The sequence below is a fragment of the Pseudomonas sp. NMI760_13 genome, assembly GCF_021283245.1.
Taxonomy (GTDB): domain Bacteria; phylum Pseudomonadota; class Gammaproteobacteria; order Pseudomonadales; family Pseudomonadaceae; genus Aquipseudomonas; species Aquipseudomonas peradeniyensis.
In genome coordinates this window covers 14,845-30,371 of sequence record NZ_JAJSRC010000027.1, presented here as the reverse complement: position 1 = coordinate 30,371, position 15,527 = coordinate 14,845, and the positions used below count along the sequence as shown (strand labels likewise).

13 protein-coding genes are annotated in these 15,527 nt (G+C 68.0%); all 13 read left to right on the top strand.

The features are described from left to right. The first annotated feature begins 144 nt into the window (after positions 1-144). Genes LU671_RS22725 through LU671_RS22665 form a run of 13 tightly spaced genes read left to right on the top strand, consistent with a single transcriptional unit; the run spans position 145 to position 15,493 of the window. Positions 145-1,494, top strand: a complete 1,350-nt coding sequence (locus tag LU671_RS22725) for a UDP-glucose dehydrogenase family protein (protein ID WP_050705465.1) — start codon at positions 145-147, stop codon at positions 1,492-1,494. Further along, on the top strand, positions 1,491-2,555 hold the full coding sequence (locus tag LU671_RS22720) for an NAD-dependent epimerase (protein WP_232856949.1): 1,065 nt from the start codon (positions 1,491-1,493) through the stop codon (positions 2,553-2,555). Before LU671_RS22725 ends, LU671_RS22720 begins: the two co-directional genes overlap by 4 nt. Continuing rightward, positions 2,552-3,298, top strand: a complete 747-nt coding sequence (locus LU671_RS22715) for a sugar transferase (protein ID WP_050705463.1) — start codon at positions 2,552-2,554, stop codon at positions 3,296-3,298. The genes LU671_RS22720 and LU671_RS22715 overlap by 4 nt, the downstream gene beginning before the upstream one ends. A 1-nt stretch (position 3,299) precedes the next feature. Further along, complete coding sequence (locus LU671_RS22710; RefSeq protein ID WP_050705462.1) at positions 3,300-3,947, top strand: CpsD/CapB family tyrosine-protein kinase; 648 nt, start codon at positions 3,300-3,302, stop codon at positions 3,945-3,947. Between the two features lie 22 nt (positions 3,948-3,969). Next, a complete protein-coding gene (locus LU671_RS22705) occupies positions 3,970-4,989 on the top strand; it encodes a polysaccharide biosynthesis/export family protein (RefSeq protein ID WP_232856948.1) in 1,020 nt (339 codons plus the stop codon). Positions 4,990-5,003: 14 nt separating this feature from the next. Continuing rightward, entirely contained in the window at positions 5,004-6,578 is a 1,575-nt protein-coding gene (locus LU671_RS22700) for a GumC family protein (RefSeq protein ID WP_203646318.1), read from the top strand. Further along, on the top strand, positions 6,575-7,807 hold the full coding sequence (locus LU671_RS22695) for a glycosyltransferase family 4 protein (RefSeq protein WP_232856947.1): 1,233 nt from the start codon (positions 6,575-6,577) through the stop codon (positions 7,805-7,807). Before LU671_RS22700 ends, LU671_RS22695 begins: the two co-directional genes overlap by 4 nt. Beyond that, complete coding sequence (locus tag LU671_RS22690; RefSeq protein WP_232856946.1) at positions 7,804-9,174, top strand: O-antigen ligase family protein; 1,371 nt, start codon at positions 7,804-7,806, stop codon at positions 9,172-9,174. The genes LU671_RS22695 and LU671_RS22690 overlap by 4 nt, the downstream gene beginning before the upstream one ends. Beyond that, complete coding sequence (locus tag LU671_RS22685) at positions 9,171-10,136, top strand: glycosyltransferase (RefSeq protein WP_203646314.1); 966 nt, start codon at positions 9,171-9,173, stop codon at positions 10,134-10,136. Before LU671_RS22690 ends, LU671_RS22685 begins: the two co-directional genes overlap by 4 nt. Further along, entirely contained in the window at positions 10,129-11,265 is a 1,137-nt protein-coding gene (locus LU671_RS22680; RefSeq protein ID WP_232856945.1) for a glycosyltransferase family 2 protein, read from the top strand. The genes LU671_RS22685 and LU671_RS22680 overlap by 8 nt, the downstream gene beginning before the upstream one ends. A 9-nt stretch (positions 11,266-11,274) precedes the next feature. Then, positions 11,275-12,282 carry a polysaccharide deacetylase family protein gene (locus tag LU671_RS22675; RefSeq protein ID WP_232856944.1) on the top strand — a complete coding sequence of 336 codons (1,008 nt, stop codon included), beginning with the start codon at positions 11,275-11,277 and terminating at the stop codon, positions 12,280-12,282. Continuing rightward, positions 12,282-13,586, top strand: coding sequence for a lipopolysaccharide biosynthesis protein (locus tag LU671_RS22670; RefSeq protein ID WP_232856943.1), 1,305 nt, complete (start codon positions 12,282-12,284; stop codon positions 13,584-13,586). The genes LU671_RS22675 and LU671_RS22670 overlap by 1 nt, the downstream gene beginning before the upstream one ends. Beyond that, positions 13,583-15,493 (top strand): hypothetical protein, encoded by a 1,911-nt coding sequence (locus LU671_RS22665; protein ID WP_232856942.1) that lies wholly within the window; start codon positions 13,583-13,585, stop codon positions 15,491-15,493. The genes LU671_RS22670 and LU671_RS22665 overlap by 4 nt, the downstream gene beginning before the upstream one ends. Positions 15,494-15,527: the final 34 nt, after the last annotated feature.

Genomic DNA, 15,527 nt, shown 5'->3' with positions numbered 1-15,527 from the left:
GGTTGGTGGCAGAACGCCCGTTTCGCCAGGGTCTGTAAATTCGACGAAACATGCCATTGCTTTGACGCAAATCCACCGGGCTGAGCTATACCCAATTCACACCACTGTTTCATCTCCCTTACTCATCCATACGAGGCACCGCGCATGGACGTGAGCGTTTTTGGCACCGGTTATGTCGGACTGGTACAGGCAGCAGCCCTGGCGGACGTAGGTCACCGGGTCCTGTGCGTGGATGTCGATACCCACAAGATCAACCAGTTGCGCCAGGGTGTACCGCCGATCAGCGAGCCGGGCCTGTCGGACCTGCTCGAGGACAACATCAAGGAAGGCCGCCTGCTGTTCAGCACCCAGGCCAGCGACGCGGTCAGTCACGCCGAACTGATCTTCATCGCCGTCGGCACGCCGCCCGACGAGGACGGCTCGGCCGACCTCAGCCATGTGCTCAACGTCACCCGGCAGATTGCCGCGCTGATGGAGACCGACCATACCCTGATCATCAAGTCCACCGTGCCGGTGGGCACCGCCGACCAGGTCATGGCCCTGGCCCGCGACGAACTGCAGCGCCTGGGCAAGGGCCAGTTGCAGGTGCGCGTGGTGTCCAACCCCGAGTTTCTCAAGGAAGGCAGCGCCCTGGCCGACTGCATGCGTCCGGACCGGATCATCGTCGGCACCCTCGACGAAGTCGCCCATGACCAGCTGGCCGAACTGTACGCGCCGTTCTGCCGCAACCACGAAAAGCTGATGTTCATGGACAACCGCAGCGCCGAGCTGACCAAGTACGCCGCCAACGCCATGCTCGCCACCCGCATCAGCTTCATGAACGAGCTGGCCAACCTCAGCGAACACCTGGGCGCCGATATCGAGGCAGTGCGCCGCGGCATCGGTTCCGACCCGCGCATCGGCTACCACTTCATCTATCCAGGCTGCGGTTTCGGCGGTTCGTGCTTCCCCAAGGACATCAAGGCCCTGCTGCACACCGCCGCCCACAGCGGTATGCCGCTGCGCCTGCTGCAGAGCGTGAATGAAGTCAACGACCAGCAGCGCCGCATCCTCTTCGCCAAGCTCAAGCAGCGCCTGGCGGGCCTGGCCGGCAAGTCCATCGCCCTGTGGGGCCTGGCCTTCAAGCCCAACACCGACGACATGCGCGAGGCCCCCAGCCGCTACCTGATGGAGGCCCTGTGGGCCGAAGGCGCCACCGTGCGCGCCTACGATCCCGAAGCCATGGACGAGTGCCGGCGCCTGTACGGCTACCGTGACGACCTGCACCTGTGCGCCACCCGCGACGACACCCTGCAGGACGCCGATGCCCTGGTGATCTGCACCGAGTGGAAGAACTTCCGCGTGGTCGACTTCTCGATGCTGGCCAGCAAGCTGCGCGAGCGGGTGATCGTCGACGGACGCAACCTGTACAACCCCGAACAGGTCGCCGCCCACGGCCTGCACTACAGCGGCATCGGCCTGCGCCAGGTCGCCCCGCAGGTGGATGCGCCATGAAAGTGCTGGTCACCGGCGCGGCCGGCTTCATCGGCGCCCACACCTGCCGCCAGCTATTGTTCGAGGGGCACCAGGTGGTGGGGCTGGACAACTTCAACGACTACTACGAGCCGGCACTCAAGCATGCCCGCGTGCACTGGGTGCGCCAGACAGTCGGTGATTTCCCGCTGCACTGCCTGGACCTGGGCGACCGCGACGGCATGGCCCGGCTGTTCGCCAGCGAGCGTCCGGAGGTGGTGGTGCACCTGGCGGCCCAGGCCGGCGTGCGCTACTCGCTGCAAAACCCGCAAGCCTACCTGGACAGCAACCTGGCCGGTTTTCTCAACATTCTCGAAGGTTGCCGCCGCCATCCGGTCAAGCACCTGCTGTACGCCTCGTCCAGCTCGGTGTATGGCGCCAACCAGCAGACGCCCTATCGGGTGCAGGATTCGGTGGACCACCCGCTGTCGCTGTATGCCGCCACCAAGAAGGCCAACGAGGCCATGGCCCACAGCTACAGCCACCTTTATGGCATCCCCTGCAGCGGCCTGCGTTTCTTTACCGTGTACGGCCCCTGGGGCCGCCCGGACATGTCGCCGATGCAGTTCGCCAAGGCGATCAGCGAAGGCCGGCCGATCCAGTTGTTCAACCATGGCCGTCACCAGCGCGACTTCACCTACATCGACGACATCGTCGAAAGCCTGGTGCGGCTGATCCCCCTGCCCCCGGTCGCCGACCCGCAGTGGGACACGCTCAACCCGGACCCGGCGAGCAGCCACGCGCCCTGGCGCCTGTACAACATCGGTGGGCAGCGCCCGGTGGAGCTGCTCGACTACCTGGCCCTGCTGGAAAAACACCTGCAGCGCAACGCGGTGATCGAACTGCTGCCGCTGCAACCGGGCGATGTGCTGGCCACCTGCGCCGACGCCAGCGCCCTGGCCAGGGTCACCGGTTTCACCCCACAGATAGGCCTTGATGAAGGGCTCGGGCGCTTCGTCGCCTGGTTCAAGAGCTACCACTCGCCCGCCGCCAGCGAAGCGGCGCCCACGGGCGAGCAGCCAGATCAGCGGAGGGCGGTATGACAGGACAACCCAAGAGCGCGCAACTGCAGGCGCTGTACCAGGACAAACGCATGGACCCGGCGCACCGGCAGCGCATCGATGCCGCCATCCACATGCAGGGCCGCGGTTGGATGACCGGCCGTGCCGGGGGCCGCCCGTGGACGCTGTCGCGGACCAACCGCGTGCTGTCGTGCCTGGCCGCGCTGACCCTGCTGCTGCTGCTGTCGCCGGTGTTCCTGGTGCTGGCGCTGCTGATCAAGCTGTCGAGCAAGGGCCCGGTGTTCTTCGTGCAGAAGCGCACCGGCTACCGGGGCCGCGCCTTCGGCATGTACAAGTTCCGCACCATGGTGGCCAACGCCGAGGCGCTCAAGGACTCGCTGCGCCACCTGAACAAGCACGGCGCCGAATCCATCGACTTCAAGATCGACAAGGACCCGCGCATCACCTCGATAGGCGGCTGGCTGCGCCGCAGCAGCCTGGACGAGCTGCCCAACCTGATCAACGTGGTTACCGGCGACATGCGCCTGGTCGGCCCGCGCCCCACCTCGTTCAACGCCTACCGCTACCACGACAACCACCTGGCGCGGCTGTCGATCTACCCGGGCATGACCGGCCTGTGGCAGATCTCCGGGCGCAGCAACATCGACTTCGACCAACGCGTAGAGCTGGACCTGAGCTACATCAACGAACAGAGCCTGATGCTGGACCTGAAGATCCTGCTCAAGACCCCGTTCAAAGTGTTCACTGGCCACGGAGCAAGCTGAGATGGACGGTTCATCCTCAAGAAGTCTGACCATCGCTACCCCAAGCGAGACCAACCTGACCTCCACCGTGCTCGACCTCGACCAGCGCACCCTGCTGCTGACCGCGGCCAACACCGGCAGCGGCACCAGTACCAGCGCCCTGGCCTTTGCCAGCCAGCTGGCATTGATGAGCGCGGGCAACGTGCTGCTGATCGACGCCAGCCTCAGCCCCGGCGGCCTCAGCCAGCAACTGGGCCTGGGCAAGCTGCGCGGCTACAGCGACCTGCTGTTCAACCAGGACACCCCGCCGCTGGCCCAGGACTGCATCGTGCGCCTGTCCGACCAGCCGTTCGACGTGCTGCCGGTGGGCACCTGGAAACGCGGCCGCGACCGCCTCGACCACGAGCAGTTGCGCGTGCTGCTGCACCAGCTGAGTAACCAGTACCGCTTCGTGGTGATCGATGGCGAAGCCATCTACGCCAGCGCCGACAGCCTGGTGATCGGCACCCTGGTCGACGGCGTGATCCTGGTGGTGTGCGCCGAGGAGACCCGTTGGGAAGTCGCCCAGGCCGCCAGTCAACGCCTGACCCAGGCCGGCGCGCGACTGATCGGCAGCGTGTTCAACAAGCGCAAGTACTACATGCCCAAGTGGCTGTACGAAAATCTCTGAGAGGCCGCACAGGATGAACGCCATGAGATACCCATCGATTGCCCTGTGCGTGCTGGCCCTGGCCGGCTGCGCCAGCCAGGAAGACCGCCAGATGCCGGTGCAGATCCTTACCGCGCCACCGGCCGAGAGCCAGGCCACCGAAGTCGCCCGCCGCGAGCAGGTGCTGCGCCCGCAGGACGTGCTGGAGGTGATCTTCCACGTCAGCAACCGTTCGGCCGGGGTCTACCGCATCCAGTCCGGCGACACCCTGGACCTGAACTTCATGGCCGCCAGCGGCCTGAACGGCAACCAGCTGGTGCAGCCCGACGGCAGCATCACCCTGCCCAGCACCAACGCTGCGGTGCGCGTCGAGGGCATGACCCCCGGCGAGGCCGAGAACGCCATCCGCCAGGCCTACCAGGACAAGCGGGTGTTCAAGCCCAACCGTGACCAGGTCACCGTGCGGGTAATCAGCCCGATGACCGACGAGGTCAACCTGAAGAACGCCCTCAACCACCCCGGCACCGGCATGAGCCGCGACATCACCGTGGGCAACGACGGCCGCGCCACCTTCCCGGAAATCGGTTCGGTGCCGCTGCAGGGCATGACCGTCAACCAGCTGCGCGACTACCTCAACGAGCGCTACGCCACCCTGCCCGGGCGCATGAGCGTGGACGTGCTGCTCAAGTCCACCGCCGCCAACGAGATCTATGTGCTCGGCGAAGTCGGCCAGCCCGGCGCCTTCCAGATCCGCCGCCCAATATCGGTGCTCGAAGCGCTGACCCTGGCCCGCGGCCCGACCCTCAAGGCCAAGCTCGGCTCGGTGGTGATCATGCGCCGTGAAGGCAACACCGTGCACGCGGTCAACTACGACGTCGACCAGGCGCTGTCCGGTGGTACCCAGAAGCTCGCCTACCTGCAGCCCGAAGACATGCTCTACGTGCCCAAGACCAAGCTGGCCAGCGCCGCCGAGCTGTCCCGGCAACTGGCCGACGTGGTGCTGTTCCAGGGCTTCGGCTTCAGCTTCAGCTACCGCGTCGACAACAAAGAAAGCGACGACTGACCGGGGGACGAACCATGACCACGCAACCCAAAGAAAACTACGTACATGAGTTCTTCCGCATCTTCTTCGCCAACCGCCAGCTGGTGAAACGGGTGTTCCTGGTGTTCGCGGTGATCGCGGTAATTTTACCGCTGGTGCTCAAGCAGAGCTTCGACATCACCGCCGAAGTCATCGTGCAGTCCAAGAAGCTCTCGCAGAGCGACACCACCTCGGCGCTCAGCCAGCAGGCCGACCAGTTCATCCCGCCGTCGCTGGCCGACATGGAGACCGAGAGCAACATCCTGCGCTCGCCGACCCTGATCCGTCAGACCATCGGCGAGCTGCGCAAGGAAGGCCACTATCCGGACGAGCCCGGCCTGCTGCGCCGTACCGTGCTCGACCCGGTGCGCCACGCGGTATTCGACCCGCTGCACCGGCTGTTCGGCAACAGCGTGGCCGATGACCGCGACACCCAGCTCGACACCCTTACCGACCAGGCGGTCAAGGACCTCAAGGTCGAGACCCTGCCCGGCTCCAACGTGATCTCCATCACCTACAGCGCCGACGATCCGAAGCTGGGCACGCTGTTCGTCAGTCGCCTGCTGGAGAACTTCCTGGCCAACCGCCAGGACCTGCAGTCCAACGAGCTGCCCGAAGCGTTCTACGAGCAGAAGAAGCTGCACTACCAGGCCCGCCTGGGCGACCTGGAAAGCCAGCGCCTGGGCCTGCTGACCGCCATCGGCTCGTCGGACCCCAAGGAAGAGATCACCTTCCGGCTGAACGCCATCAACACCGAGGAGCAGGCGCTCAACCTGCAACGTGACCGCCAGTTGCAGAACCAGAAGTGGCTCGACTACCTGCAGAGCAGCCTGGCCGCGGCCAGCAAGGCGAGGATGGCCGACTACGCGTTCCCCTACACCTTCACCACCACGGTCGACAACGTCGCCTTCGAGGACCGCGAGATCAAGCAGCTCGGCGAACAGCTGACCACCCAGCTGGCCCGCTACAATGGCGACGCCACGGTGTTCCAGCCAGGCTCCGACCAGATGGTCATGGCCCGCCAGCAAATCGCCCAGTTGCGCGCGCAGTTCCTCAAGATCGTCGAGAACCGCATCCGCGAGCGCCAGCAGGACCTGGCCGTGACCCAGCAGGTAATCGAGCAGAAGACCCAGCGCATCGCCGACTACAGCAAGCGCATCCTCCAGTTGCGCGAGACCCAGAGCAAGACCCGCCAGCTCGACACCGAGATCGACGCCCTGCACAAGGCCTTCTCCACCTACGCCCAGCGTTACGAGGAAAGCCGTGGCCAGGGCCTGCTCGACGGCAGCCAGTCCAACGCGCGGATCCTCAGCGCCCCCTACGAGCCCACTGCGGCGAGCTTCCCGAAACCTGGCCTGATCATTCCGTTCGGCCTGGTCACCGGCCTGCTGCTGGCGATCGCCGTGGTCTACGTCAGGGAGTTCTTCGACCATCGCTTCAAGCATCCGGCGCAGATCAGCCACGAGCTGGGCCTGCCGGTGCTGCTGGTGATCAACGACCAGGCCCCGGCGCTGCCCAACCCGCACAAGAGCTGGTCGCTGCCACGCCTGTGGCACTGGGTGCGCAATTGAACGCCGCGCTGCACGCCGGCCGGCCGATCCTGCACCTGCTCGGCAGTGGCGGGTTCTACGGCGCCGAGCGCATGCTCCTGGACCACTGCCAGGCGACCCCCGGCCAGCATCGGGTGCTGTTTCTCGATGCCCCGGCGGAGCTGGTGGCGCGCTTTCGCGAGGCGGGGGTCGAATGCGACACCTGCCGGGGGCTGGGGGCGGTGCTCAAGGTACTCGGCGCGCAGCGCGGCCAACGTCCATTGGTCAACAGCCACAACTTCAAGGGCCAGCTGTTCGGCTGGATCGGCGCCACCCTGTGGCGCCTGCCGATGGTCAGCACCCAGCATGGCTTCACCCCGCGCAGCCGCAAGCAGCGCTTCTACACCTGGCTGAGCCTGCAACTGTGCCGCACGCCGACGGTGGACACGGTGGTGTGCGTGGCCGAGAGCATCGCCCGCATCCACCGCGATGCCGGCGTTCCCGAGGCCAAGTTGCGGGTGATTCCCAACGGCCTGCCCGAGGCCTGCACGGCTGATGAAGATCATGTAGGAGCGGCCTTGCGCCGCGATGGGCCGCAACGCGGCCCCAAGGCCACCCACGCCGATAAGTCAGGCACATCGGATTACCCCGCAGCGGCGGCCGCTTCGCGGCCGATCGCGGCACAAGGCCGCTCCTACAGGGATTGCGATCATGACAAGGCCCCCTGGCTCGCCGCCTACGTCGGCCGCCTGTCCAGCGAAAAAGGCCCCGACCTGTTCCTCGACACCCTGATCCCGGTGTGCCAGCGCCACCCACAGGTCCACGCCGTGATGCTCGGCGAAGGCCCCGAGCGCGACACCCTGCAGGCCCGCATCGACGCCGCCGGTCTCACCGCGCGCATCACCCTGCCGGGCTTTCAGCGCGACATGCGCGGCTGGATGAAGCGCCTGGACGCTCTGGTCATCAGCTCGCGCACCGAAGGCACGCCGATGATCCTGCTCGAGGCCATGCAGGACGGCGTGCCAGTGGTGGCCTTCGGTGTCGGCGGTATTCCCGACGTCATCGAACACGGGCGCAACGGTCTGTTGGCCGCCCCGCTGGCCAGCGCTGAACTGGGCGAACACCTCGAGGCCCTGCTCGTGGATCCCGCGCAGGCCGCCGAGCTGGTCGCCGGCGCCCGCCGCACGCAACGCGAACGCTACCACCTGCCGACCCTGGCACACCGCTGGGCCCTGGTGTACCGGGGCACGGCCGAGGAGGTTGTCGCATGATCATTCCCCTGTCGCTGGTGGCCCTGGTGGCCTTGCTGAGCCTGGGGCTGCTGGCCAGCCCCTACCCATTCCTGGCCCCCGGCGGCGTGATCGGCCTGGCCGGCGTACTAGTGCTGTACCGCAAGCCAGCCTGGGGCCTGCTGGCGATCGCCACCCTGGTGCCGTTGGAGGGATTGCTCAAGGACGGCCTGGTGTCCGGCGCCAAGCTGGTGGGCATCGGCCTGGTGCTGATCCTCAGCCTGCAGCTGGCAGTGCGCCAGTTGCCCGGCGAGCGCCTGCGCAGCAACCAATGGCGCCTGCTGCTGCCGTTCATGGCCCTGTACCTGCTGAGCCTGTGGGCCAGCGACGACCTGGCGCTGTCGGGCGGTCACCTGCGCGAGTTGCTGGTGGGCCTGGTGGTGTTCGTCATCACCCTGCTGGTCGGCCGCGACCTCAACCTGCCGATGCTGGCCCGGCTGATCACCGTCAGCGTGTGCGTCACCTGCCTGTTCGCGATCTTCTCCACCAAGTACCAGGAACAGGGCCGCGCCTCGGCCATGCTCGACCCCAACGCCTTCGCCCTGCTGATCACCATCGCCATGCCGCTGGGGCTGTGGCTGGCGATCAAGGCCCGGCAGATCCCGGTCAAGCTGTTCTGGGCCGGCTGCTGCCTGTTGCTGCTGGTGGGCATGACCAAGACCGAATCGCGCTCGGGGCTGGTGGTACTGCTGATCAGCCTGGGCATCGTGCTGTACAACTACCGCGAACAGCTGACGCGCATCCGCCCGCGCCACCTGGGCTTCGCCATGCTCGGCCTGGCCATTGTCCTGCCCCTGGGCGTGGCCCTGATGCCGGCGGGCTACGCCGAGCGCATCCAGTCGCTGATGCTGCTCAAATCCGGGGTCAACGCGCACCAGGATGAATCGCTGGGCCGACGCGCCTCCTACCTGGTGGTGGGCAAGGAGATGATCAGCCACAGCCCATTGCTCGGCACCGGGCCCGGCACCTTCCCGCTGCACTACGCCGACACCGGCTTCTCCAAGGCCTTCGCCCCGGTCAACAGCAAGACCACCGACCTCTACCGACGTGCCCACAACACCTACCTGGAGCTGTTCAGCGAGGTCGGCCTGCCGGCGGGGCTGCTGTTCGTCGGCATGATCTTTCTCGCCCTGCGCAACTTCTGGCGGGCCCGCGCCGCCTTCCGCGCGGCCGGCGATGCGGACCGCGCCGACCTGATGACCCACCTGACCATGAGCATGCTGGCCATCGGTCTGTTCCTGATGTTCCTCAGCGCCCCCAGCCACAAGTACCTGTGGCTGATGCTGGCGCTGTCCAGCGTGCTGCTGGGCCAGGCCCGTGAACAACAGCCGGTGGAGGTGGCCCGATGAGCCGGGTGAGCATCGTCATCCCGATGTTCAACGAGGCCCGCCATATCGGCCGCACCCTGGACGCCGCCCGGCGCTCGGCCAGCGCGGCGGGCCTGGCCTGCGAGCTGATCGTGGTGGATAACGGCTCCAGCGACGACGGCCCGCGGATCGCCCGCGAGCACGGCGCCCAGGTGCTGACGCTGCCCGGGGTGGCCATCGGTGCCCTGCGCAACGCCGGCGTAGCCGCCAGCCACGGCGAATGGCTGGCCTTCCTTGACGCCGACATCGAGGTGCCCGAGCACTGGCTGGACCTGCTGCTGGACCTGCAGCGTCGCGGCGAAGGCGATGTCTTCGCCCTCGACTGCGACACCCCGCGCCACGCCCCGTGGTTCGCCCAGGCCTGGCAGCGGCGCACCCTGCGCACCGGGCAGACGGTGCAGGACTGCACCTGGCTGCCCACCCCCAACCTGCTGATGCGCCGCAGCTGGTTCGAGCAGGTCGGTGGTTTCGACGAGCGCCTGCGCACCGGCGAGGACAAGGACTTCACCCTGCGCCTGCACGAGTCCGGCGCCCGCCTGCGCGTGCTGCGCCAGCCCGCGGTGCTGCACTGGGGCTATGAGGCCAACTGGCGCGAATGGCTGGGCAAGGAGATGTGGCGCCAGGGCAGCCACCTGCAACTGCTGCGCAGCCATGGCGTGAGCCTGCGCCTGCTGCGCTTCCCGCTACTCTCGGTGGGGGCGTGGGTGCTGGACGCCATGGCCCTGTCGGCCCTGCTCGACGGATTCCCCCATGTGGCGCTGTTCTTCCTGCTGGTCAGCGCCCTGCCCGCGCTGTTCCTGAGCCTGCGCCAGAGCCGCCGGCACCGTGACCCGCTGCTCACCCTGCAACTCTGGGGCCTGCACTGGCTGCGCCTGCACCTGGCCGGCGCGGCGTTCATCCTCAGCCTGTTCAACCGCACCGCAAGGAGGCCCGCCCGTGGCTGAGTTCATCTTCTGGCTATGCCTGTTGCTGCCGTTGTACGCCTGGGTCGGCTATCCCCTGCTGCTGACCCTGGCCGCGCCGTTCTTTGCCCGTCGCACGCATTCGCCGCTGCCGGCGCAACGGGTGAGCGTGGTGATCGCCGCGCACAACGAAGAGCGGCATATCGAAGCCAAGCTCGCCAGCGTGCTCGGCCAGGACTACCCGGCCGCCGAGCTGCAGGTGGTGGTGGCCAGCGACGGCTCCAGCGACCGCACCGTGGCGCTGGCCCGCGCCCTGGGTGACCCGCGGGTGCAAGTGCTGGACCTGCCGCGCCTGGGCAAGGCCGGGGCGCTGAACAGTGCCGTGCAGGTGTGCACGGGCGACCTGCTGGTATTCACCGACGCCGACAACCAGTGGTCGGCCGATACCCTCGGGCTGCTGCTGGCGCCGTTCGCCGACGCCCAGGTTGGCGGCACCGCCGGGCACATGATCATCCCCGACCCGGGCAAGGGCCTGAGCATCGGCGACAGCCTGTACCGGCACTACGAAGCCTGGGTGCGCAAGGTGGAGAACCGCACCGGTTGCATGGTCTCGGCCGACGGCGCCCTGCTGGCCCTGCGCCGGGCGCTGTACCAACCGATTCCCAAGCAGGTCAACGACGACTTCTTCATCAGCACCTGCGCCCCGGCCGCAGGGCTGCGCATTGTCTACGTGCCCGAGGCGGTGGTGCTGGACCAGGGCGTGGACGAGGCCGACAAGCAGTTCCGCCGCCGCCAGCGGGTCACCGTCGGCGGCCTTTTGAGCCTGGCCGCTCGCCGCGAGCTGCTCAACCCGGCGCGTCACGGCCTGTACGCCATCGCCCTGATCAGCCACAAACTGATCCGCCGCCTGGCCCCGGTGCTGCTGCTGCCATTGCTGCTGGCCAACCTGTGGCTGGCCATCGAGCCCGGCTTCTACCGACTGATCCTGGCCGTGCAGCTGCTCGGCTACGCCGCCGCCATCGCCGGCCTGCTCGACGCCCGCCGCCGCCTGCCGCGCCCGTTCCGCCTGGCCGCCTTCGTGCTGGTCACCCTCGCCGGCATGAGCGTGGGCCTGTGGCAGTTCCTGCGCGGGCACAGCTACAGCCAATGGAACCCCGACCAGAATCGATGAGCGACGGACATGCCGATCAAGACCCATATCAAGCAGGCCAGTGGCTGGTTCTATTTCAAGTCGCCGCGTGGCCGCGCCGAACTGCGCGGCGCCGGGGTGATCCTCATGCTGCACCGGGTGCTGGCCGATGACGCCAGCGCCGCCCTGCCCCATCGCAACGAGCTGTGCGTCGGCCCCCGGGCCTTCGAAGGGCTGCTGCGCTGGCTGCCCCGGCATTTCGACTGCGTCAGCCTCATGGACCTGCTCAAGAGCCACGAGGAGCCCCGAGGCGATACCCGCCCCAAAGTGGCCCTGACCTTCGACGACGGCTGGCGCGACAATGCCGTCAACGCCTTCCCGCTGCTGCAACGCCACCAGGTGCCGGCGAGCATCTTCCTGTCCACCGACTACATCGGCAGCCGCCAGCGCTTCTGGTGGGAAAGCGTCGGCGAAACCCTGTGGGGCACCCATGGCGAGGAGGCTCGACGGCAACTGATCGAGCGCCTGCGCAAGCTCGGCCGGCCACTGCCTGCGGCCTACTTCATGCACGACCACAGCAAGGCCCGCAGCCTGGTACTGGCGCGCTACCTGCAGACCCTCAAGAGCCTCAGCCCCCAGGCCCTGCATGTGCTGACCGACGCCTGCCCGCCGGAGTCGCTGCCCCAGGCCATGGACTGGCAGCAGGTGCGAGCCCTGGAGGATTCCGGCCTGGTGCGCTTCGGCCCCCACGGCGCCAGCCATGCCCTGCTGCCGTACCTGGACGACCACCGCCTCAACGAAGAGCTGCAACGCAGCCACGCCGCGCTCAACGAAGGCTGCCGCGAACCGCTGCCGGTGTACTGCTACCCCAACGGCGATCACGACGAGCGCGTGCGCGCCCGTGTCGCCGCGCACCGCTACCCCTACGCCCTGAGCACCCGCCCGGGCATCTGCCAGGGCCACGACGACCCGCTGGCGCTGCCGCGCATCGGTGTCAGCCAGCGCAATGCCAGCCGGCCCTCGTTGCTGGCCTGGCGCATCAGCCGCGGAGAACGCTGATGAACCGCAACAGCTACCTGCGCCATCTGGCGCTGAGCATGGGCACCAAGCTTGCGATGATCGCCCTGCGCCTGCTGCGCAACGTACTGCTGGCGCGCATCCTCGGCCCCAGCGAGCGCGGCCTGTTCGCCCTGCTCAGCACCCTGCCCGACCTGCTCAGCGCCGCCACCAGCGGCGGCCTGAACAGCGCGGTCGGCTACCAGGCGGCCAAGCAGCGCGACATGGGCCTGCTGCTGACCCAGGTGCTGGTCTACGGCTGCCTGCTGGTCGGGCTGCTGACGCTGGTCTGCGTGTTGCTGGTGCGCGAGTTCGGCAGCGACCTGGAAATTACCGTGCAGCTGGGCCTGCTGGCCTGGCTGTTGCTGCTGGCGGTGCCGATGACCGTACTCAAGAGCGGCCTGCTGACCCTGCACAACGCCAGCGGCGGCGTCGGCGCCTTCAACGCCCTGCGCCTGACCGAGTCGCTGGCGCCGCTGCTGCTGTTCCTCGGGCTGTTCTGGATGTGGCGCGACGAGGCCCTGGAGGCCGCGCTGATCAGCTGGCTGTGCGGCATCGCCCTGGTGCTGGTGCTGGGCCTGTGGTGGCTGCGCCGCCAGCACCCGCTGGCCCTGCGCTGGGATCGCGGCGGCCAGCGCGAACTGCTGAGCTACAGCGCCAAGAGTCACCCTGACCTATTGTTCCAGCAGGTGATCCTGCGCTCGGACTACCTGTTCATCGGCGCCATGCTCGGCAGCACCGCCCTGGGCCACTACGCCATGGCCAGCGCCGCCGCCGAACTGCTGCTGATCGTCCCCGAGGCGGTGACCACGCCGCTGATGAAACGCCTGCTGCAACAGGACGCCGGTATGGAACGCCTGACGCCCCTGGCCCTGCGCCTGACCGCCACGGTGATGCTCGGCGCCTGCCTGAGCATGGCGCTGATCGGCCAGTGGCTGATCGTCACCCTGTTCGGCGCCGACTACGCGCCGGCCTATCCGGCGCTGCTGGCCTTGCTGCCGGGCCTGCTCGGCCTGTGCTACGCCAGCATCCTGCGCCTGGACCTGCTGGGCAAGAACCGCCCCGGCACGGTGTCGCTGCTGATGGGCGCGGGCGCCGCGCTGAACCTGGTGCTCAACGTATTGCTGATCCCGACCTGGGGCATCGTCGGCGCCGCGGCGGCCTCGTCCATCGCCTACCTGGCGGTCACCGTGGCCATGCTGGTGCTGTATTGCCGCCTCAGCGGCGTGCCGCTGGGCCAGACCCTGATCATCCTGCCCGCCGACCTGGCGCCGCTGCGCCAGATGCTGCAACGGAGGGCGGCATGAGAGCCCTGCTGCTGTGCACCGCGCTGCTGGCACAGTCGGCGCTCGCCGCGCCCGTGCAATGGGGCGAGATCCGCGATGGCAGCCTGTACCTGCTCCCGGCCCGCGCCGACGAGCTGCGCATCCAGTGGCGCCCGGCCTGGCAGGCCGACGCCAACCCGGAGCGCCTGTACCTGCTGGACGGCCAGGGCCGCCTGACCGGCGAACGGCGCATCGAGGCCGCGCAGGTGCGCGGCGAGCAGCGCTGGCCCCTGGCAGCCGGTGGCGGTACCTATCGCCTGGAAGTGCCCGGCTACAGCTTCCGCGACTACCGCATCCAGCACGATGCCAGTACCCGTGCGCTGTTCGCACCGGCCAAAGTGCACTTCAGCGCCGAGGTCGGGCCGGGTGTCGAGCTGTACTTTCGGGTCAAGGCCGGCGAACGGGCGGTGTTGGCCGGCAAGCACCACGGCGGCGTCCACGGGCTGTTCGCCGAACGTCTCAGCGATGGCCGGCGCGTGCAGTTGCCACTCAAGCCCTACCGCGCCTACTGGCGCTTCGACCAGCTAGCACTGCCCGTCAGCGGCCGCGACGAGACCTGGCGCCTGGGCCTGCAAGGCAGCGGCAAGGCGGCGTTCTGGCTCGACGGCAGCGCCAACCTGTTCGCCCAGCGCGCCGACGACCTCGGTGACCTGCCCCAACAGCAGGGCCAGGTACGCCTGACCCTCGGCACCAAGCTACTCGGCCCCACGCCGAGGCTAGGGGTGGCCCTGCCCTATGTGCTGCCGCCGGCCTCGAGCTTTGCCGCCCTCGACGCCCTGCGCCCCCAGGCCGCCGGTTTCTACAGCTTCGTCGACGTGCTGCAACGCCAACCCGACTTCGAGAATGCCTGGCGCAAGCTCTACCAGGAACGCTTCGGCATCCTCCAGGACATCACCCTGCTGGCCGGCAGCGCCCGGGTCGCCGACCTGCGCAGCGACCGCACCAGCAGCGATGGGCTCGGCGCCTGGCTCGAAGCGACCAAGGCCCTGGGCGGCAAAGGCATCCACTACCTGGCCTTCGCTGACGAGCCCAATCTCAACTACCGCGACTACGCCAGCTATCGTGACTTCTTCCAGGCCATGGCCAAGCGCGTGCGCGAGTATCCGGGCGCCCGCGAGGCCGGTGTGCGCATTGCCATGCCGGCCTCCTCGCGCCTGCTCGGCGGGCCCTTCACCGACGACGGCAAGCAACGCCGCGGCATCGACTGGGCGCGGCGCCTGCTCGCCGAACAGGGTGCGCAGATCGACGCCCTGGCCTGGCACGAATGGATGGTCCGCGACCTGCTCGCCACCCGCAGCTACCGCGACAGCGTGCGCCAGGCCGCCGAGTTGGTGGGTCTGGACAACCAGGGCCGGCCGCGCAAGGCGTTGCTACTGGACCAGACCAACCTGTCCAGCGGCTCAAGCCTCAGCCCCTACGAGCAGAACACCCATTACGCCGGGCTGTGGTGGACCTCGGTGGTGATCAACGCCGCCGGCGACGGCCTGCTCGACATGCTCAACTGGTTCCATGTCGCCGACGAGCCAGAATGGCCCAAGGGCATGCTGCGCGATGCCGGCGACCAGCGCTACGAGCTCAAGCCGGTGGGCCTGGCCCAGCAGTTCATCCAGCGCCACTGGCTGGACCAGGTGCTGACCCTGGACAACGACGCCTTCGAGGTCGACGCCCTGGCCATGGCCCGCCAGCACCAACGTAGCCTGCTGGGGGTGAACAAGGCCGAGCGCCTGCAACAGGTGGCGCTGGTCCTGGGCGACTGCCCGGCCGGCCAGCTCGAACTGTTCGGCCCCGACAACCAGAGCCGCCGCGCCAGCTTCAGCTGCGCCGATGGCCAGGTCCGTTTTCAACTGCCAGGGCAGACCGTATTCGCCCTGACCTGGAGCGCGTCATGAGACGCACCTCGATCAGCCATGCCCAGGAGGCACC